This is a genomic window from Ferrovibrio sp. GW821-FHT12F09, assembly GCF_058806775.1.
The window spans coordinates 248,871-267,769 of record NZ_JBXAPZ010000002.1 but is presented as its reverse complement, the minus strand read 5'-3'; the positions used below and the strand labels follow the sequence as shown (position 1 = coordinate 267,769).

Annotated in this window: 14 protein-coding genes and 1 pseudogene; 8 read left to right on the top strand and 7 right to left on the bottom strand. The window is 66.3% G+C overall.

Annotated elements, in window-relative coordinates; translation table 11 throughout:
• Nucleotides 1-158: 158 nt before the first annotated feature.
• From AC1ROB_RS14195 to upp, 4 genes are read left to right on the top strand one after another with little or no spacing between them, the layout of a single operon-like run.
• Nucleotides 159-1,706, top strand: coding sequence for an acyl-CoA carboxylase subunit beta (locus AC1ROB_RS14195; RefSeq protein WP_492970489.1), 1,548 nt, complete (start codon nt 159-161; stop codon nt 1,704-1,706).
• Nucleotides 1,703-2,989, top strand: coding sequence for a GTP cyclohydrolase II (locus AC1ROB_RS14190; RefSeq protein WP_492970490.1), 1,287 nt, complete (start codon nt 1,703-1,705; stop codon nt 2,987-2,989). The genes AC1ROB_RS14195 and AC1ROB_RS14190 overlap by 4 nt, the downstream gene beginning before the upstream one ends.
• A gap of 5 nt (nt 2,990-2,994) precedes the next feature.
• The gene (locus AC1ROB_RS14185) at nt 2,995-4,233 is read left to right on the top strand and encodes a URC4/urg3 family protein (RefSeq protein WP_492970491.1); all 1,239 of its coding nucleotides are present in this window, start codon (nt 2,995-2,997) and stop codon (nt 4,231-4,233) included.
• A 28-nt stretch (nt 4,234-4,261) separates the two neighbouring features.
• Nucleotides 4,262-4,900, top strand: coding sequence for a uracil phosphoribosyltransferase (gene upp / locus AC1ROB_RS14180; RefSeq protein WP_492970492.1), 639 nt, complete (start codon nt 4,262-4,264; stop codon nt 4,898-4,900).
• Nucleotides 4,901-4,902: 2 nt separating this feature from the next.
• Here upp and AC1ROB_RS14175 read toward each other — a convergent pair whose 3' ends face one another.
• The 5 genes from AC1ROB_RS14175 to AC1ROB_RS14155 form a co-directional block, all read right to left on the bottom strand.
• Nucleotides 4,903-5,685 (bottom strand): heme ABC transporter ATP-binding protein, encoded by a 783-nt coding sequence (locus AC1ROB_RS14175; RefSeq protein ID WP_492970493.1) that lies wholly within the window; start codon nt 5,683-5,685, stop codon nt 4,903-4,905.
• Entirely contained in the window at nt 5,682-6,728 is a 1,047-nt protein-coding gene (locus AC1ROB_RS14170) for a FecCD family ABC transporter permease (RefSeq protein ID WP_492970494.1), read from the bottom strand. Before AC1ROB_RS14170 ends, AC1ROB_RS14175 begins: the two co-directional genes overlap by 4 nt.
• Before the next feature lie 2 nt (nt 6,729-6,730).
• Nucleotides 6,731-7,615 carry a heme/hemin ABC transporter substrate-binding protein gene (locus AC1ROB_RS14165; protein ID WP_492970495.1) on the bottom strand — a complete coding sequence of 295 codons (885 nt, stop codon included), beginning with the start codon at nt 7,613-7,615 and terminating at the stop codon, nt 6,731-6,733.
• Between the two features lie 64 nt (nt 7,616-7,679).
• Nucleotides 7,680-8,744: a hemin-degrading factor gene (locus tag AC1ROB_RS14160; RefSeq protein WP_492970496.1), complete on the bottom strand. Its 1,065-nt coding sequence runs from the start codon at nt 8,742-8,744 to the stop codon at nt 7,680-7,682.
• A gap of 69 nt (nt 8,745-8,813) precedes the next feature.
• Nucleotides 8,814-10,880, bottom strand: coding sequence for a TonB-dependent hemoglobin/transferrin/lactoferrin family receptor (locus AC1ROB_RS14155; RefSeq protein WP_492970497.1), 2,067 nt, complete (start codon nt 10,878-10,880; stop codon nt 8,814-8,816).
• Between the two features lie 388 nt (nt 10,881-11,268).
• On the opposite strand from AC1ROB_RS14155, the gene AC1ROB_RS14150 reads away from it, so the two are divergent.
• The 3 genes and pseudogenes from AC1ROB_RS14150 to AC1ROB_RS14140 all read left to right on the top strand — a co-directional run.
• Nucleotides 11,269-11,901 (top strand): FecR domain-containing protein, encoded by a 633-nt coding sequence (locus AC1ROB_RS14150; RefSeq protein WP_492970498.1) that lies wholly within the window; start codon nt 11,269-11,271, stop codon nt 11,899-11,901.
• 473 nt (nt 11,902-12,374) lie between these two features.
• The gene (locus AC1ROB_RS14145) at nt 12,375-13,505 is read left to right on the top strand and encodes a type III PLP-dependent enzyme (protein WP_492970766.1); all 1,131 of its coding nucleotides are present in this window, start codon (nt 12,375-12,377) and stop codon (nt 13,503-13,505) included.
• A gap of 238 nt (nt 13,506-13,743) precedes the next feature.
• Nucleotides 13,744-15,423: pseudogene (locus tag AC1ROB_RS14140) on the top strand (PAS domain-containing sensor histidine kinase); the annotation flags it as partial.
• Nucleotides 15,424-15,453: 30 nt separating this feature from the next.
• Here AC1ROB_RS14140 and AC1ROB_RS14135 read toward each other — a convergent pair.
• Both AC1ROB_RS14135 and AC1ROB_RS14130 read right to left on the bottom strand, forming a co-directional pair.
• Nucleotides 15,454-16,440 carry an NADPH:quinone oxidoreductase family protein gene (locus AC1ROB_RS14135; protein ID WP_492970499.1) on the bottom strand — a complete coding sequence of 329 codons (987 nt, stop codon included), beginning with the start codon at nt 16,438-16,440 and terminating at the stop codon, nt 15,454-15,456.
• Nucleotides 16,437-17,831, bottom strand: coding sequence for an MFS transporter (locus AC1ROB_RS14130; protein WP_492970500.1), 1,395 nt, complete (start codon nt 17,829-17,831; stop codon nt 16,437-16,439). The genes AC1ROB_RS14135 and AC1ROB_RS14130 overlap by 4 nt, the downstream gene beginning before the upstream one ends.
• Here AC1ROB_RS14130 and mtnA point away from each other — a divergent pair.
• Entirely contained in the window at nt 17,742-18,836 is a 1,095-nt protein-coding gene (gene mtnA / locus AC1ROB_RS14125) for an S-methyl-5-thioribose-1-phosphate isomerase (RefSeq protein ID WP_492970501.1), read from the top strand. The two genes, AC1ROB_RS14130 and mtnA, sit on opposite strands and share 90 nt — an antisense overlap.
• Nucleotides 18,837-18,899 lie beyond the last annotated feature (63 nt).

Here is an 18,899-nt window from a genome sequence, read left to right as displayed (position 1 = left end):
GTTATTCTCCGCCATGATCGGCCGGTTGTCCCGTTTCCGCCGGGGCAGGCCGGAAATGACGGTTTCGTGGAAGGGGTTATGGCCCTCCCAAAGCCGTTGTGCCCCTCTGCGAGCGGCGTTACACTCCATCGCTTTCCAGTGCCAAGAGGCCTGAATTTATGAGCTGGGAAGCCGAGATCGCCGAGCTACGGCGACGCGAAGAGATGGCCCGCCAGATGGGCGGGGCCGACAAGATCAAGCGCCAGCATGACGGTGGCAAGCTGACGGTGCGCGAGCGCATCGACCAGCTGCTCGACCCCGGTTCCTTCCATGAGGTTGGCGCCATTGCCGGCCGCGCGCGCTATGACGCCACCGGCCAGCTCCAGGAGTTCAGCCCGACCAATTTCGTCTTCGGGCGCGGCAGGATCGACAGCCGTCCCGTCGTGGTCGGCGGCGACGACTTCACCGTGCGCGGTGGCGCGGCCGATGCCTCGATCTGGCAGAAGCAGGTGCATGCCGAGCAGATGGCGCTGGAGCTGCGCATCCCGATGGTGCGCCTGGTGGATGGCACCGGCGGCGGCGGTTCGGTCAAGTCGCTGGAGATGGAAGGCCGCACCTACGTGCCGCTGATGCCGGGCTGGGAACATCTGGTCGCCAATCTCTCGACCGTGCCGGTGGTCGCCCTGGCGCTGGGTTCGGTCGCCGGCCTGGGTGCCGCCCGTGCCGTCAGCAGCCATTTCTCGGTGATGGTCGAGGGCATCTCGCAGATGTTCATCGCCGGGCCCCCTGTTGTGGCGCGCACCGGCGTGATCATGACCAAGGAAGAACTCGGCGGCGTCGACATCCACACCCGCGCCGGTGCGGTCGATCTGGCCGTTGCGACCGAAGCCGAAGCCTTCGAGGCGGCGCGGCGCTTCCTGTCCTACCTGCCGCCGTCGGTCCATGAGCTGCCGGCGCGCGTAACGCCGACCGACGACATCAATCGTCGTGAAGAGAAACTGATTGCGACGATCCCGCGCGACCGCCGCCGCGTCTACAAGATCCGCGAGATCCTCGACTCCGTCGTCGACGACGGCAGCTTCTTCGAGATGGGCCGCATGTACGGCCGCTCGGTGGTGACGGGTCTGGCGCGGCTGGACGGCTGGCCGGTCGCCATCCTGGCCAGCGATCCCTACCATTACGGCGGCGGCTGGACTGCCGACGCCGCCCACAAGATCACGCGCTTCGTCGACCTGGCCGAGACCTTCCATCTGCCGGTGGTGCATTTCGTCGATATCCCGGGCTTCCTGATCGGCCCGGAAGCCGAGCAGAGCGGCACCATCCGCCATGGCGCCCGCGCGCTCGCCGCTGTCTATCAGGCCAGCGTGCCCTGGTGCTCGATCATCCTGCGCAAGGCCTTCGGTGTTGCCGGCGCCGGCCATTCCAATCACACGCGCCTGCGCTACCGTTATGCCTGGCCGTCCGGCGACTGGGGCAGCCTGCCGCTGGAGGGCGGCATCGAGGCGGCCTATCGCGCCGACCTGGAAAAGGCCGAGGATCCGGCCGCACTGCTGAAAGACATCGAAGAGCGCCTCAATCAGGTGCGTTCGCCGTTCCGCACGGCGGAGGCCTTCCTGGTGGAAGAGATCATCGATCCGCGCGACACGCGGCCGCTGCTCTGTGAATTCGCCAACCTCGCCGCACCCTTGCGCAAAACCGGGCCATCCACCTTCGGGTACAGACCATGAGCACCACCGAGATTCCGAATATCCCCAACGAGAAGAAGCCGGCACCGAAATCCATCGTGCTGACCTCGCATCCCAACAGCTCGGCCGGCAGCAAGCCGCTGTCGGTGGAATGGGGCGCCGCCGATCCGCAGCAGCGCGGGCCCATCGTGGCGACCTTGAAGAATCCGGGGGGCAAGAATGCTGTGGGCACCCATTCGGGCGCCTATTCGCTCTATCGTGCGCTGGCCGTGGCATCGGGCCAGCTCAAGGCCGAGCACAAGCCCGATCTCACCAACACCGCGCCGGCCGAGCCGCTTGGCCCGTTCCCGCAATGGGCCGATCCGGAAAAGATCGTCTCGCTCGATCCCTGGGGCCATATCACCAGCCAGGTCTTTGCCGAGCAGATCAAGGCCGGCTGGGATATCCGCCCGACCATCGCAGTGACCAAGGCGCATATCAACATGCCCGAGCTGCACGATGCCGTGCGCGCCGGCCGCATCAAGCCTGACGGTCATATCCTCGCCAGCAACGGCGATGTGAAGGTGACCAAGGTGGCGGTCGAGCCGGTCTGGTATCTGCCCGGCGTGGCCAAGCGCTTCAACATCAGCGAAACCGAATTGCGCCGAGGTCTGTTCGAGCAGACCGGCGGCATGTTCCCCGAGCTGGTGACGCGTTCCGATCTCAAGGTCTTCCTGCCGCCCATCGGCGGCATGACCATCTACCTGTTCGGCGATGTGTCGAAGCTGGGCAAGCCGGCCACCAAGATCGCCTGCCGCATCCATGACGAATGCAACGGCTCGGATGTCTTCGGCTCGGATATCTGCACCTGCAGGCCCTACCTCGCGCATGGCATCGAAGTCTGCATCGAAGAGGCCCAGCAGGGCGGCGTCGGCATCATCGTCTATAACCGCAAGGAAGGCCGCGCGCTGGGCGAAGTCACCAAGTTCCTGGTCTACAACGCGCGCAAGCGCCAGGAATCAGGCGACCGCGCCGAGACCTATTTCCAGCGCACCGAATGCGTCGCCGGGGTGCAGGACATGCGCTTCCAGGAGCTGATGCCGGACGTGCTCCATTGGCTCGGCATCAGCCGCATCGATCGCCTGGTGTCGATGAGCAACATGAAATACGACCCCATTGTCGCCAGCGGCATCCAGGTGGTGGAGCGCGTGCCGATCCCGGACGAGCTGATTCCCGCCGATGCCCGGGTCGAGATGGATGCCAAGAAGGCGGCCGGCTATTTCACCGACAAGGTGCCGGACGAAGACGAACTGAAAAAGGCCAAAGGCCGCGGTCTCGAGGAGTAAACCTGGTGAGTAACCTGAACGATCCGGCACAGGCGGTGGCCTGGCTGCGGACGCCGAAGGCGATCCGTGAACGCTGCCATGCCCTGTTCAACCTGGCCGAACGCGAGGCCCTGCCGAATTTCAGCCTGCATCTGGATAAGCTGGAGCCCGCCGCCGATTACGTGGCGCAGGTGATCCGCGAGAATTATCCGACGCTGGCCATTCCCTATCATGCGCGCTGGCGGCATTTCGCCGCCGGGGGCGTCAATCGCTGGCGTGATCTGGAGGCGACGTTGAAGGGCGCCGATACCGACGAGATCGCCCGCATCCGTTTCGATCTCTGCGTCACCAGCGTGCTGCTCGATGCCGGCGCCGGGCCGGGCTGGTCCTATGACGAGACCGGCCATGGCAAGGTCGCGCGCTCCGAAGGCCTGGCAGTGGCCAGCCTGCATGCCTTCCGCGCCGGACTGTTCTCCGGCGACAAGGCGCAGCCGTTGCGCGCCGATGCTGCCGGGCTTTCGCCCTTGGCCCCGAATGCCATCGCCCATGCCTTCCAGGTCTCGGATGCCAACCCGCTGGTCGGCGTGGAAGGCCGCGCGGCGCTGATGCGCAATCTCGGCCAGGCGCTGAAAAGCCGGCCCGACCTGTTCGGACCGCAGGCCCGCATCGGCGGGCTCTACGATTATCTCAAGAGCCGTGCGGTGACGGACGGCAAGCTGCCGGCGGCCGCCATCCTGGCCGCCGTGCTGGAAGGCCTGGGCCCGATCTGGCCCTCGCGCATGACCATCGACGGCGCCAATCTGGGCGATGTCTGGCGTCATCGCGGCCTGATGAGCGGCGATCTCACCTCCGGCCTGATCCCGTTCCACAAGCTGTCGCAATGGCTGACCTACTCGCTGGTGGAAATCTTCGAGGATGCCGGCATCGTGGTCAGCGGGCTGGACGATCTCACCGGCCTGCCGGAATACCGCAACGGTGGCCTGTTCATCGATCTGGGCGTGCTCAGCGTGCGCCACGACGCGCTGAAGAAATATCCGATCCCGGTCGAGGACGAGGCAGTGGTGGAATGGCGCGCGCTGACGCTGGCGCTGCTCGACCAGATCGCCGATCCGGTGCGCGCCCGTCTGGGCAAGACGGCGGCCGAGATGCCGCTGGCCCGCATCCTGGAAGGCGGCACCTGGGCGGCCGGGCGCAAGATCGCCAGGGAGAAGCGACCCGATGGCGGCCCGCCGCTGACAGTGGCCAGCGACGGCACGGTTTTCTAGGATTTCATTTTTCGGGGGAGAGTAGACGATGAATGCGTTTCCCAATGCCACGGTCGTCCAGCATCCGCTGGTGCAGCACAAGCTCACGCTCCTGCGCCGCAAGGAGGTCTCGACGGCCGAGTTCCGCCGCCTGGTGCGCGAGCTGAGCCTGCTGCTCTGCTACGAGGTCACCCGCGACCTGCCCATGGAGAAGGTCGATATCGAGACGCCGCTGGAGCATATGAAGGCGCCGCTGCTCTCGGGCAAGAAGCTGTGCTTTGTGCCGATCCTGCGCGCTGGTAACGGCATCCTCGACGGCATGCTGGATCTGGTGCCGTCGGCCCGCGTCGGCCATGTCGGCCTCTACCGCGACCCGGAGACCCTGGTGCCGGTGGAGTATTACCTGAAGCTGCCGGAAGACGTGCGCGAGCGCCTGGTGATCGTGGTTGATCCGATGCTGGCAACGGGTCATTCGGCTGCCGCCGCTGTCACCCGCCTGAAAGAGGCCGGCGCCAGCCAGATCAAGTTCGTCTGCCTGCTCACCGTGCCGGAAGGCCTGCGGGTGATGCAGGACAATCATCCTGATGTGCCGGTCTTCACCTGCGCCATCGACCGCCAGCTCGACGAACACGGCTATATCCGCCCGGGCCTGGGCGATGCCGGCGACCGGATCTACGGCACCAAATAGGGTTACGCCGCCGCCGGCGTCGCCGGCCCGCGGATGACCAGACAGTCGTCATAGACCTGCGCATCGACGGCGAAGACGCGGCGCAGCAGCTCGCTGTTCAGCACGGCTTGCGGCCGGTCCAGCGCCTCGATGCGGCCGCGGTTCAGCACCAGCACGCGGTCGCTGTAGCGATAGGCCAGCCCCAGATCGTGCAGCACGGTGACGACGGCCACGCCGCGGGCGGCCAGGTCGCGCGCCAGCGCCAGCACCGCATGGGCATGGGCAAGGTCCAGGCTGGCGGTGGGTTCGTCCAGCAGCAGCACGGGCGCAGCCCCGCTGAAATCCAGCTGCGCGATCACGCGGGCCAGCTGCACGCGCTGCTGTTCGCCGCCTGACAGCGTGCCATAGGAGCGGTCGGCCAGATGCAGGATGTCGGCGGCGCGCAGCGCCTGTTCGACGGCAGCCGCATCGGCGGCGGCCGTGCCGGTCTCGCGGAACGGCATGCGGCCCAGCGCCACCACAGCGCGCACCGGCAGAGCAAAGGCCAATTTGGAGGCTTGCGGCATCACGGCGCGACGACGGGCCAGCGCCAAAGGCGTCCAGCCGGAGAGCGGCATGCCGTCCAGGCGGATTGTGCCGGCGCTCGGTGCCAGATCGCCCGCCATGGCCGAGAGCAGCGTGGTCTTGCCGGCGCCGTTGGGACCGACGATGGCCAGCAGTTCGCCGGCCGCGAGATCGAAAGACACGCCGTCCAGCAGGCGGCGGGTCGGTTTTTCGACGGTGACGGTGTCCACCTGCAGGCTCATGCGGCGAACTCCCCGCGGGCCCGCCACAGCAGGCTGAGGAAGACCGGCGCGCCGATCAGGCAGGTGAGCAGGCCGAGCGGCAGTTCGGCCGGGGCGACGATGATGCGCGCGATCAGGTCCGCACCGATCAGCAGGGCCGCGCCCAGGATGGCGCAGAGCGGCAGCAGGCGACCATGCTGTGGTCCGGCGACCAGGCGGACCACATGCGGCACCAGCAGACCGACGAAGCCGACGGTGCCGCTGACCGCGACAGCGCCGCCGACGGCCAGCGCCGTGCACAGGCAGGCCAGGCGCTTGACCCGTTCGATCCGGAAGCCCAGATGGCCGGCTTCGCGCTCGCCCAGGTTCAGCGCATCCAGTGCGCGCGAGAACCAGGGCAGGGCGATGATTGGCGCGGCGGCAAAGGGCGCCAGGATGGCCACGCTCTGCCAGCGCGCGCCGCCGACACTGCCGAAGGTCCAGAACGAGATGTCGCGCAGCTGGACGTCGTTGGCGAGGAAGATCAGGAAGCCGGTCAGCGACAGTGCGATGGCGTTGAAGGCGATGCCGGCCAGCAGCAGCATCGGCACCACCGTCGTGCCGTTCACCAGGGCGACGCGATAGATCATGGCGATCACGGCTAGGCCGCCGGCAAAGGCACCCAGCGGCAGCAGCACCGGCTGCCAGACGGCCGGGAAGGCCGTGCCGGTCAGCACGATGATCGTGGCGGCGGCGACGGTGGCGCCGGCCGACACGCCGATCAGGCTGGGATCGGCCAGCGGATTGCGGAACAGGCCCTGCATGATGCCGCCGGAGATGCCGAGCGCGGCGCCGACCAGGCCGGCCAGCAGCACGCGCGGCAGGCGCAGGTAGAGCACGATGGATTCATGACGGCTTTCGGCAGCCTGGCCGAACAGGGCGGCCAGCACCTCCGATGGCGACAGCCGCACGGCGCCGATCGCCAGCCCGGCGATGGCGGCGATCAGCAGCAGGACCAGCGCACCGCCCAGCAGCAGCGGCAGACGCAGGCGCAGCGGCGCGACACCGGCAGGGGCTTCGATCACGCTCATAGCCAGGGACGGGCCGGCAGGGCCGGCAGGGCCGCGCCGGGATGCAGCAGTTCGGCCAGGTCATGGGCGGCATGGGCGATGCGCGGGCCGAGGCCGAGCATGTAGAGCGTATCCATGGCATGCACGCGGCCGGTGCGGATGGCCTTGGTGGGCGCCAGCGCCGGCAGTTTCGACACGCCGGCCGCGCCGCCCAGCGCCTCGAAGGAATGGCCGGGCAGCAGGACGACATCGGGATCGGCCGCAAGGGCTGCTTCCGCATTCAGCGGTTTGAAGTTCTTGTAGTCGGAGACGACATTCTCGGCGCCGGCCAGCTTCAGCATGGCATCGGCCGAGGTTTCCTGACCCGCGGCCAGGATATTGCCGTTGCTGGTGCTGAGCACGAACAGCACGCGGGTTTTTTTCAGTGGCGCGACCATCCGCTGCAGGGCCTGCAGGTCGGCCTCCACGGCATCGGCCATGGCCTTGCCCTGGGCCTGGCGGCCGACCGCCTCTGCGACAGCCAGAATCTTTTTCGGCACGGCCGGATCGATATAGCTTTCCGGCACCACCAGCAGCGGCAGGCCGGCGGCCCGCAACTGCGCGATCGTCGCCGGCGGGCCGGCATGGTCGGTGGCGATCAGCAGGGTGGGCGAGAGCGACAGGATGCCCTCGGCGCTCAGCGTGCGCACATAGCCGATCTGTGGCAGCTTGCTGGTCAGGCTGTGTGGATACAGGCTGGTGGTGTCGACGCCGGCCAGCTGGTCGCCGGCACCGAGCGCCACCACGATCTCGGTCAGGGCACCGCCGGCCACCACCAGACGCGGCGGCGCGGCGGCATGGCCGGGGCGCGGCAGCGCAGTGGCGGCGAGGGCGCCCAGAAGGAAGCGGCGCGTGAGTGTCATGGCGATGCTCCTGTGCGTACAGGGAAGGTGCCGGCCCGGATCGGTATCCGGACCGGCCGTGAGATCAGGCCGCGGCGCGCGACACCAGCGATTCCGCCAGCGTGCGCCAGTCCTGCAGTTCCGGATTGCCCGGCTTGCGCTTGCCGAAGAAGGAGACGATCAGCTCGCCGTCCTTGTCGAACAGCTCCAGCGAGGTGACCGTGCCGTCCACGCTGGGCTTGCGCACCAGCCAGCTCGACACGATGGCATCCTCGCGCAGATGCAGGTTGAACATCGGATCCAGCACATTGAGCCACGGGCCGGTCGGCACCAGCCGCTTCACCGTGCCGGTGTGGATCTGGATCATGCCGGGATTGCCGACAAAGACCATGATCGGCAGGTCGGCTGCCGAAGCGGCTTCCATCATGCGCCGGGCGCTGTCGTTGCTGACCGGCACGGCGAAGTCCTGGCCGGCGAGGCGGAAGGCCTGTTCGCGCGCCACCTTGTGCTTGCGCAACAGCGGGAAGAAGTCGTGGGTATCCTTCAGCGCGGCCCATTCGCTGCGCAGGCCGGCAGCATCGATCTCGGCATCCGGGCGCGGCGCAGGCCTGGCCGCGGCCGGCTTGATTGCCAGTTCGGCCGACTGCTCGGGCGCACGGAATGTCTCGGCGATGGCCTTGAAAGCGGCGGTGTCGGTTTTCTCGGTGGCGTAGATCTTGTGGATCGCCTGGCCGGCGCCATCGAAGAACTGCAGGCTGATGCGCGGGCCGGCCTTGGTGTCCTCGGCAACGGCGAAGCCATGGGCCCAGGGGCCGAAGAAGATGCGCAGGTCGATGTCGTCGCCGAGGATCAGGCCGACATGGCCTTCCAGCGACAGCGCGCCATAGACACCATGGCGCTCATGCACGATGGCGTTGTTGCGGGTCAGGGCCATCACTTCGCCAACGCCGCTGACAGCGCTGATGATGTCGGACCACGGACCCTGCAGGCGGGTGGCGCCCCGGTCGGTTCCTTGGCCCAGGCGGGTGGTCAGCAGCTCGGCCTCGGAGACGTCGAGGCGGGCGGCGGCATCGCGGATGCGCAGGTTGGGCTCGGCAGCGCGCAGCGCGGCCCAGCGGTCGGCGAGGGATGAGTTCGGTTGGCTGGTCATCGGAAAGCTCCAGGCTGTGTCGTGGCAGATACCGGCCGTCCCGATGGGGCTCGGGACGGCCGGGTTTAATCAGAATCCTTTGGTGTAACTGACAGAGATTCGGTAATCGCGGCCTTCTTCGTAGAGGCTGGCCAGATGACGGCGATAGGTATTGTCGAAGACGTTCTCGACACCGGCATCGACGCGGAAGCCCTGCAGATAATCCGGCATCGGCAGCCACGATACGAACAGGCTGTGCACCGCATAGCCGCTGGTCGTCGGCGTGGCCGAGGTCGGGGTACCTGTTACGAAGGGCACGTTGCTCACGCGGTCCTGCTCGGCGACGAATTCGCCGCGCCAGCCGAACTTCAGGCCGTATTGCGGCAGCTTGCCGCCGAGCACCGCGGTGAACTTGTCGGCGGGGATCGAATCCAGCGGGCGGCTGGTGCGGTCGTTCTCGCCGCGGATGCGTGAATATCCCATCGAGCCAAAGGCAAAGCTCGTATCATAGGCGGTCGAAAGCTCGGCACCCTGGATCGTGGCTTCGGGGATGTTCTGGTTGGTGGTGCTGCCGGCGCCGGCATTGCCGGTGACGATCGTCTCAATGAAGTCTTCCGCCTTGGTGTGGAAGTAGGTGGCGTTGACGCGAAGGCTGTCCTTCGCGGTCATTACATTGTCGAACTTCAGCTTGACGCCGCCTTCCGCCGTCTCGGTGGTCTCCGGCTTCAGGTTCGGGTTGGGGACGAACAGGTTGCCCGGGCCCAGATGCGCGCCGGCCACATACATTTCCAGCAGGCTGGGGGCGCGGAAGCCGTAGCCGTAGGAGCTGTAGAGGCTGAGCCAGGTCATCGGCTGCCAGTTGGCTGCGAGTTTCGGCGAGAACTGGCTTTCATCCTTCGGCGTCGAGATATTCGCCTGGCTTTCATAGGTATCGAACCGGCCCGATGGCGTCAGGGTGAAGCCGCGGAACAGCTCGATCTCGTCCTGGATGTAGTAGCCATAGACATCCATTTCGGCATTGGGATAACCGGCACGGAAGCTGTTGTTGCGATATGAGCTCTGATGGTCCTGGTAGTATTCGGTGCCGAAGGTTACGGCATGCTTGTAGCTGCCGGTTTCGAAACGCGACGTGTTGTAGATGTCGTAGCCGTCGGTGGTCAGCAGGGTCCGGTCATAACGGGCGGCAGCGGGGCGCGACCGGTTCTCGTTGGTGGCCAGCTCGTTGCGATACAGCTTCACCGTCGGGTTCAGCAACGGCATATCGGGATTGGTGAAGGAGTAGGCGGTGGTATAGGTCCGCATCTCGGTGTCGCGATACACCGGATAGGCCTCGTTGACGCTCTGCACGGCATCCGGGTTCGACAGGGTGTCGCCATCCTGCTTGAAGCGGATCGCGCTGAAGCTGAGCTTATGGCCCTCGGCCGGTCGGATCGTTGCCTTCAGCAGCATGTCGCGCAGGTCTTCCGATGACGGGACCAGTTCGGTGCCGCCGCCCTGCTTCAGGGTACCGGCATCGCGATAGGAGAAATTGCCCAGCAGGTCGACCTTGTCCTGGTAACGACCGAACACGCCGGCGCTGTAGTAGTTTTCGCGCGCGACCGAGCTGTAGCCATACTTGGTGCGGAAGCCCATGGTCTCTCCGCTGTCGAGCAGGTCGGAGGCATCCTTGGTTTCCATCGCGACGACGCCGCCGATGGCGCCGGAACCATGCAGGGCAGAGTTGCTGCCGCGCACGACCTCCACCTGTTTCAACAGGTCGGGGTCGAGGAAGAAGCGGCCCTTGTGGCCGGCATTGAAGTTTTGGCGGGCGCCGTCCAGCGTGGTGACCACGCGCTGGCCGCCCATGCCGCGGATGTTGACGTCCTGGCCGATGCGGCGGGGACCGCCGCTCATGTCGACGCCCGGCAGGTCACGCAGCAGGTCGTCGATCTTCGACGGGCTGCGGCTGTCGATCTGCTCGCTGTCGATGACCGAGACATTTGCCGGCACCTCATCAAGGGTGTGGGCGGTCTTGGTCGCCGTGATGGTGACCGGGTTGAGGTTCACCGCGTCGGCCACCTGCTGGGCCATGGCGTCCTGGACGCCCGCGCCGCCGAGCAGGGCGCCTGCCACGGCAACGCCGCGAAGAATCGGATGTCGATTGGATATAGTGGTCACGTAGGTCCCCATGCCTTGGTTAGCCGGTCATTTCTGATCTGGCTGGCTGCCTTGCGCGGGGCGTACGCTGGGTGGCTGGCTGTCGGTGTACAGGGTCTTATTACGAAGCTTTGCCTTTTGCAACTACGAGTCATTATTAAGTGTAAAAATTTGAACCCGTAAAACAACGGCTTGATCGCCCGATCTGGCGTCTGGGAAGCCCAGGGGTGCCCATAGGCGACCGGCGGGCGGCATTAGGGCGTGGCGGCACAGGCCTGACGCCGGTTCGGGTCCGCCGGCCTCGCCGGTCATCGGCGGCCGGTCCCCTTCGTATCCACCATCACAGCGCCGGCGCAGATGCGGGCGCATAGTGACGCCACACTAGAAATTCTCCCCGAGGAGCCGCGTCATGGCTGCCATTCTTCTTCGCCGCGCTCTGCGCGTATCGCTCACTCTCGCCGCCGCGGCTGTCGCCGGCGTCGCCGCCAATGCCTGGGCGGCGCCTGATCAGCCGGCCGGTTTCGGCATCCAGCCCGCCGCCGTCACCAGCCCGGCCCCCCGCGTGGTGGGCGAGGAGAGCCGGCGCGGCCTGCCGGTGGTGCTGGGCGGCCGCATCGCCAGCGGCCCCGGTTCGGGCGTGAAGTTCACCCTGGACGACCGCACCAGCGTCATCATCGGCCCCAACAGCGTCATCAGCGTCGACGAGTTCGCCGCCGACCGGGTGGTGCTGCGGCTCGAACGCGGCAGCTTCCACCTCGACAGCGCCAATCCCGGCAATGTGTACGTTGTGATGCCGGGCGGCACCGTGACGGTGAAATCTGCCACCATCGGTGGCCGCATCCTGCCCGATTGCACCGAAATCGCGCTGCTCAGCGTCGGCCGAGCCGAGGTGACCAGCTTCGGCGGCCACAGCGTCAGGCTCGACAAGATCGGCGCCGCCACGCGCCTGACCGGCCTCGGCAGCCCGAGCCAGCCGCAGGTTCTGTCGCCGCAGCGGCTGCAGGATTTCATCGGCCTCACCAGCCAGATCGCGGCCCGCTGAGGCGCGGACTCGGTCTCGCGAGTCGCGCTGCGCGAGGCTGCCGCAGCGTCTCCGGACCGCCGCGGCGGCGCTTACCGAAATTTTATCCTGCGCCGCCGCACGCCGCTCGCTCGCGACCCGAAGATCAGAAAAAGCCGCAATCCATGCGGCTTTTTTGTATTGCGGCGAGATGATGGCGCAGCGCGGCTGTGACGCACAGAACACGCTGCCGGTAAAAAATTTTCCCCACAGGGCAATTTCCTATTGCAATGGGGGGGAGATGTTGTAAATACCGCTTCAACGACGCACCCGCACGTGCCGATGGCCCCTGGCAGGTTATGCAACGACGAACGCGTCCTTTTTGGTCGCACAGCCTGATAGCTGTGCCGGTTTAAAGCCGGTCCGAGAGGGAGGTTTCGATGCTTGCAGCCAGCGCTGGCCGCACCAATACCCGTCTGCGACGTAATTCGCAGAAGCGTATCGAGTTGGGTCAAATTACCCCCAAGATGCAGAAGTTTCTCGCCGAAGCGCGGGACACCGAGCCGTTCCTGGTCGTCGATGTCGATATCGTCGAGCAGAACTACCGCGAGCTGCGCCGCCTGCTGCCGATCGCCAAGGTCTACTACGCGATCAAGGCGAACCCGGCCCCGGAAATCCTGCGCCGCCTGCGCACGCTCGGTTCGAATTTCGACACGGCTTCGGCCAACGAGATCGAGCAGTGCATGCTGCAGGGCGTGACGCCCGACCGCATCTCGTTCGGCAACACCATCAAGAAGAAGCGCGACATCGCCTGGGCCTTCGAGAAGGGCGTGCGCCTCTATGCCTTCGACTCGCTCTGCGAGCTGGAGAAGCTGGCCGAGCTCGCGCCGGGCTCGCAGGTCTTCTGCCGCGTGCTGATGGAATGCGAAGGCGCCGAATGGCCGCTGTCGAAGAAATTCGGCTGCGCCCCGCGCATGGCCGCCGACCTGCTGGTCAAGGCGCGTGAGCTGGGTCTGGACCCCTATGGCATTTCCTTCCATGTCGGCTCGCAGCAGACCGATCTGAACCAGTGGGACAAGGCTGTGGCCCAGGTCTCGCAGATGTTCACCGTGCTGCAGCAGCACGATGTCGATCTGCGCATGGTCAATCTCGGCGGCGGTTTCCCGGCGAAGTACCGCACGGATATCCCGATGCTGGAGGCCTATGCCAAGGCGATCAGCGACGCGATGACCGCGCATTTCGGCAACAATCTGCCCGATATGATTATCGAGCCGGGCCGCGGCCTGGTGGGCGATGCGGGCGTGATCCAGGCCGAGGTCGTGCTGATCTCGGAGAAGGATTACGACGACGACCGCCGCTGGGTGTACCTGGATATCGGCAAGTTCTCCGGCCTGGCCGAAACCATGGACGAGGCGATCAAGTATCGCATCGTGACCCCCCGCGATGGCGGCCCGACCGGGCGCGTGTCGCTCGCCGGTCCGAGCTGCGACAGCGCCGATATCCTGTACGAGAAGGCGGAATACCAGATGCCGCTGGCGCTCGAAGTGGGTGACAAGATCCAGATCCTGTCCACCGGTGCTTACACGACGACCTATTCGTCGGTTGGCTTCAATGGCTTTCCGCCGTTGAAGAGCTACTGCATCTAAGCATTAGCGGTTTCCAGCGTACCGAGTGGGTTCCGAAAGGGCCGGCCGCGCAAGCGGCCGGCCTTTTTTCATGGCGGCACCTGCAACCGGGAGACGGATGGCCTCTGGCCACAACCCAACCCTAATTTGCCTAACCCATATGTATAACTGGCAAATTGCCGTTTCCTGTTGCGGTTAAGGCTGGCCTGTGTGACAAATTCCTGCCCGAAAAACGCGTAAAAAGCTGCGACTCAATGAAATGGGTCGAGAAACAGGGGATTTGGCCGGTTGCAGAGGATCTGAACCCGGCTTCCGTCCTGCGGCCACGGGCAGCCGAAGGGACGGCAAGGGGAATGCGGTGAAGGAACCACCCTTCGGCGAAGACCGCTTCATGGCCGCGCTTGCGCGCCATCGCGAATCTGCGGATGAAATTTCCCCAGCGCCGGCCGAAACCGAGGCCGCCCTGCTGCATGCCGCCCTCGACACCATGGGCGAGGGCTTTGCCGTCTGGGATAGCGGCCCCAACCTGGTGCAGGTCAACCGCCGCCTGCCCGATCTGTTCGGCATCCCCGAAACCTTGTTGCAGCCCGGCCTGCCGGCACAGGAGTTTCTCGGCCTGCTGGTCTCGCGCGGGGTGCTGACCATTCGCGCCGAGGAGGCGACCGCCTGGATCGAGGCCTATATCGCCGCCTCCACGCGCGCCGACCGCAAGCAGGAAGTGCGCCTCACCGACGGCACCTGGCTGAACTTCGACTGGCGCCGTTTGCCGCCCAGCAACGGCAAGCCGGGCGGCTATGTCTCGGTCTTCACCGATATCACGGTGCGCAAGCGTGCCCAGATCCGCCTGCGCCAGGCGGAAGCCAAATACCGCCAGATCTTCGACAACGTGCATGAAGGCATCATCCAGGTGACGCCGGAAGGCCGCGTGCTGTCGGTCAACCGCGCCGGTGCCGCCATCTTTGGCTTCGCCTCGCCCGAGCAGATGCTGGCCAATGTCACCCGCGCCGGCGACCAGCTCTATGTGAATCCGGAACGGCGCCGGGAGTTGTTCCGGCATCTGGAACGCCATGGCCTGGCGCGCGATTTCCGCTCCGAGATGCGCCGCAACGACGGCAGCACGATCTGGATTTCCAAGACCATGCGCCGGGTCACCGACGAGAGTGGCAACGTCGTGATGATCGAGGGCATGTTCCGCGACGTCAGCACCCAGCGCCGCAACGAGCAGCAGCTGATGATGGCCAAGGAAGAGGCCGAAGCCGCCAGCCGCGCGAAATCCGACTTCCTCGCCAACATGAGTCACGAGCTGCGCACGCCGCTCAACGCCATCCTCGGTTTCAGCCAGGTGCTGATGGACGAGATGATGGGGCCGCTGGGCAATGCCAAGTATCGTGAATACTGCCGCGACATCGTGCAAAGCGGCGAGCATCTGCTGGCGCTGATCGGCGACATCCTCGATATGGCCAAGGTCGAGTCCGGCAAGATGGCGCTGGACGAGGAATGGCTGGATGCCAGCGAAAGCCTGGACGCGGCGCTGCTGCTGGTGCGCGAGCGCGCCGTCAACAACCGCATCCAGATCCGCAAGCAGTTCGCCAATCCGCCGCCGGCCATCTGGGGCGACATGCGCCGCCTGCGCCAGGTCTGGATCAACCTGTTCAGCAACGCGGTGAAATTCACCCCGCAGGGCGGCAGCGTCGATATCCGCTGCGAGCTGCAGGCTGACGGCCGGCTGGAAATCGCCGTCACCGATACCGGCATCGGCATCGCCGAAGAGGATATCGAACGTGTGCAGCAGCCCTTCAGCCAGGTGGCCAATGCGCTGTCGCGCAGCCATGAGGGCACCGGGCTCGGCCTGTCGCTGTGCCGCAGCCTGGTCGAGCTGCATGGCGGCGAGCTGTATATCGAAAGCCGGGTCGGCGAGGGCACCTGCGTGACGGTGACGCTGCCGGCCGAACGCTGCCGGCCGGGGCCGCTAGCCGGCGTTCAGCTGGCCGGTGCGCAGGACCAGTTTGCCAACGGCTTTGCGTTCGCCCAGGCAGCGCAGGGCGGCAGCAGCTTCCTCAAGCCGGTAGACGCCGCCGATGTGCGGCCGACCGACGGCCCCGTGCTGGCCGCCGACTAGCCAGTCGCGCAATCCCTGATCCAGCGCCCGGGCGGCGGCCGGATCGCGCCGGGCTTGCTCTCCCGCACGCACGCCGATCAGTTCGGCTTCCTTCAGCAGCAGGCGATTGGCTGGCAGCCTCGGGATGCCACCGCCCGCAAAGCCCACCACCAGCCAGCGCCCGCCGGGTTTCAGCGCGCGCCAGGCCGTGCTGAATATCTCGCCGCCGACCGGATCGAACACCGCATCGGCCTGCACGGTCTTTTCCCAGCCTTCGCTGGCGGGATCGATGCAGAGACTGGCGCCAGCGGCTTGTGCTGCCGCGCGCTTCTCCGCCGAGGAGGCCACCGCAATCACCTGCGCCCCGATCCGCGCGGCCAAAGTCACGGCCGCCAGCCCGGTGCCGCCGCCAGCACCCAGCACCAGCAGGGTTTCGCCGCGCCTCAGCCGGCCGCGCCACAGCAGCGCCACCCAGGCGGTGGCTGCTGCGACCGGGAAGGCGGCGGCTTCCTCCCAGCTCCAACCCGCCGGCTTGGGCAGCAGGGTCTCGGCCGGCGCGACGATCTCTTCGGCATAGCAGCCTTGGCCACGCAGCAGCACGGCCTCACCCACGCGGCAGAGATCGGACGCCGTTTCAATCACATCGCCGGCTGCCTCGAAGCCCGGCACGAAGGGCAGCGGCGGCTTGTGCTGGTAATCGCCGGCCACCTGCAGCAGATCGGGGAAGTTCACGCCGGCGGCGCGGATGGCGATGCGAACTTCGCCGGGCTTCAGCGGTTCACGCGCCAGCGTCGCCATCTCCAGCACATCGGGCGGGCCGAGCCGGCGACAGAGCATGGCGCGGTAGGTGCTGCTCATGGCTTCCGGTGGATGATGCGCCAGCCGAAGCCGAGCGTCAGCAGCAGCAGGACGCCGCCGATCAGATAGGGCAGGGTGATACCCACCTCGTCGAACAGCAGGCCGCCCCAGATCGGCCCGGCGACGCGGCCGAGCGCCCCCACCGCCTGGTTGACGCCCATGGTCAGGCCCTGGCGGCCGTCATCGGCGCTGCGCGAGATCAGGCTGTTGATGCTCGGGTTGACCATGCCGAACCCGCCGGCGGTGCACAGCATCGAGATCGCCATCAGCGGGATGCTGAACACGCCATAGGTCATCGCCGTGCCGATGGCGAGGATCACCAGGCCGATGCTCAGCACCCAGGCCTCGCCCATCCAGCGGGTCAGCGGGCCGATCAGCACGCCCTGCATGGTCAGCACGATGCAGCCGATGAAGGTGAAGGCGAGGCCGACGTCATAGGCATGCCAGTCCAGCCGCGTGGCGGTGAACAGCGGGAACAGCGTCTCGATCTGGGCGAAGACGAAGTTGATGGCGAAGTTGACCAGGATCAGCGCCAGCGCCTGGCGGTTGAGGTCGCCGATACCGGCCAGCGGATTGCGGAACAGGCGTCCGGGTTCGGTCGGCCGCGCATGGGTTTCGCGCAAGGTGAGCAGCGCCAGCAGCAGGGCCGTGGTGGAGGCCGCGGCGGCGGCGAAGGCCGGCCAGGCATAGCGCGGATGGGCTTCGTCCGGTCCGATCAGCAGGCCGCCCAGCACCGGGCCCAGGATCATGCCCAGCCCGAAGGCCGCGCCGATCATGCCCATGCCCCGGGCGCGTGTTTCCGGCGTGGTGGCATCGGCGATGATCGCCTGGGCGATGCCGATCTTGCCGCTGCCGATGCCGGCCAGGATGCGGGCCAGGAAGATCACCAGCAGGGTGTCGGCGAAGGCGAGCCAGATATAGCCGAGCGCGCTCACCGCCGTGCACAGCAGGTAGACCGGCTTGCGGCCATAGCGGTCTGACAGGCCGCCCAGCACCGGCGAGGCGGCAAACTGGGCGATGGAAAACACCACCGCCAGCAGGGCCACCGTGAAGGGCGAGGCACCGTAATGGATCGCGTAAAACGGCAGCAGCGGCAGGATCAGGCCGAAGCCGATCAGGTCGACCACCGTGGTGAAGAAAATCGCGACCAGCATTGAGGCGACAATCTCGTGAAAAAGCGCGAAACCGGCGGGAAACAAAGCGGATTTGCGGCTCCCGGCATTGCCCGGTGGAGCCCGCTCCGCTACTTTCCGCGCAATTTTCTGCCGCGCGGTTTCCGCTGTACTGGCGAAGGACGGGACATGAAGGTTAAGGGCGTAGCCTACCGTACGATCTGGGTCAACGGCGACGGCTGGTCGGTGGGCATCATCGACCAGACCAAGCTGCCGCATGCCTTTGTCACCACCAACCTGACCACCTGGGAAGAGGCCGCCCATGCGATCAAGGCGATGATCGTGCGCGGCGCGCCGCTGATCGGCGCCACCGGCGCCTACGGTCTGGCGCTGGCCATGCGCGTCGACGCTTCAGACGCGATGCTGGATAAAGCCTATGCCGTCATCAACGAGACGCGGCCGACCGCCATCAATCTGAAATGGGCGCTGGATCGGGTGCGCAACGCGCTGCACAACCAGCCGGCCGAACAGCGCGCCGCGACAGCCTATAAGGTCGCGGCCGAGATCGCCGACGATGACGCCGCCACCTGTTCATCCATTGGCGACCATGGCCTCAAGATCATCGAAGACCTCTACGAGAAGGCCGGCCGCAAGCGCACCATCAACATCCTGACCCATTGCAATGCCGGTTGGCTCGCCACGGTGGATTGGGGCACGGCGATTGCGCCGATCTACAAGGCCCATGACAAGGGCATCCCGGTGCATGTCTGGGTCGACGAGACGCGGCCGCGCAACCAGGGTGCATCCTTGACCGCCTGGGAACTGAACAGTCATGGCGTGCCGCATACGGTGATCGTCGACAATGCCGGCGGCCATCTGATGCAGCATGGCAGCGTTGACATGTGCATCGTCGGCACCGATCGCACCACCCGCGAGGGCGATGTCTGCAACAAGATCGGCACCTATCTGAAGGCGCTGGCGGCGCATGATAACGGCGTGCCGTTCTATGTGGCGCTGCCGCATTCCACCATCGACTGGACCATCCGCGATGGCGTGAAGGAAATCCCCATCGAGGAACGCGCCCAGGAAGAAGTCACCGTGATGAGTGGCCGCACGGCCAGCGGCGAGATCGTGCCGGTGACGATCACGCCCGAAGGCAGCAGGGCCGCCAATTTCGGCTTCGACGTCACGCCGGCCCGCCTCGTCACCGGTCTGGTCACCGAGCGCGGCGTCTGTGCCGCCTCGGAAGCCGGCCTGACGAAACTGTATCCCGAGTTTGCGTAAGCCATCACCCGTCATTCCCGCGAAAGCGGGAATCCAGACGACAGAAGAACTAGACTCCCGCTT

Bases quoted from the DNA above. Each gene is read 5' to 3' on its own strand.
- upp (WP_492970492.1), top strand. From the start codon at position 4,262: ATGAATGCGTTTCCCAATGCCACGGTCGTCCAGCATCCGCTGGTGCAG.
- AC1ROB_RS14150 (WP_492970498.1), top strand. From the start codon at position 11,269: ATGGCTGCCATTCTTCTTCGCCGCGCTCTGCGCGTATCGCTCACTCTC.
- AC1ROB_RS14175 (WP_492970493.1), bottom strand. From the start codon at position 5,685: ATGAGCCTGCAGGTGGACACCGTCACCGTCGAAAAACCGACCCGCCGC.
- mtnA (WP_492970501.1), top strand. From the start codon at position 17,742: ATGAAGGTTAAGGGCGTAGCCTACCGTACGATCTGGGTCAACGGCGAC.
- AC1ROB_RS14190 (WP_492970490.1), top strand. From the start codon at position 1,703: ATGAGCACCACCGAGATTCCGAATATCCCCAACGAGAAGAAGCCGGCA.
- AC1ROB_RS14160 (WP_492970496.1), bottom strand. From the start codon at position 8,744: ATGACCAGCCAACCGAACTCATCCCTCGCCGACCGCTGGGCCGCGCTG.
- AC1ROB_RS14195 (WP_492970489.1), top strand. From the start codon at position 159: ATGAGCTGGGAAGCCGAGATCGCCGAGCTACGGCGACGCGAAGAGATG.
- AC1ROB_RS14135 (WP_492970499.1), bottom strand. From the start codon at position 16,440: ATGAGCAGCACCTACCGCGCCATGCTCTGTCGCCGGCTCGGCCCGCCC.
- AC1ROB_RS14165 (WP_492970495.1), bottom strand. From the start codon at position 7,615: ATGACACTCACGCGCCGCTTCCTTCTGGGCGCCCTCGCCGCCACTGCG.
- AC1ROB_RS14130 (WP_492970500.1), bottom strand. From the start codon at position 17,831: ATGCGGCAGCTTGGTCTGGTCGATGATGCCCACCGACCAGCCGTCGCC.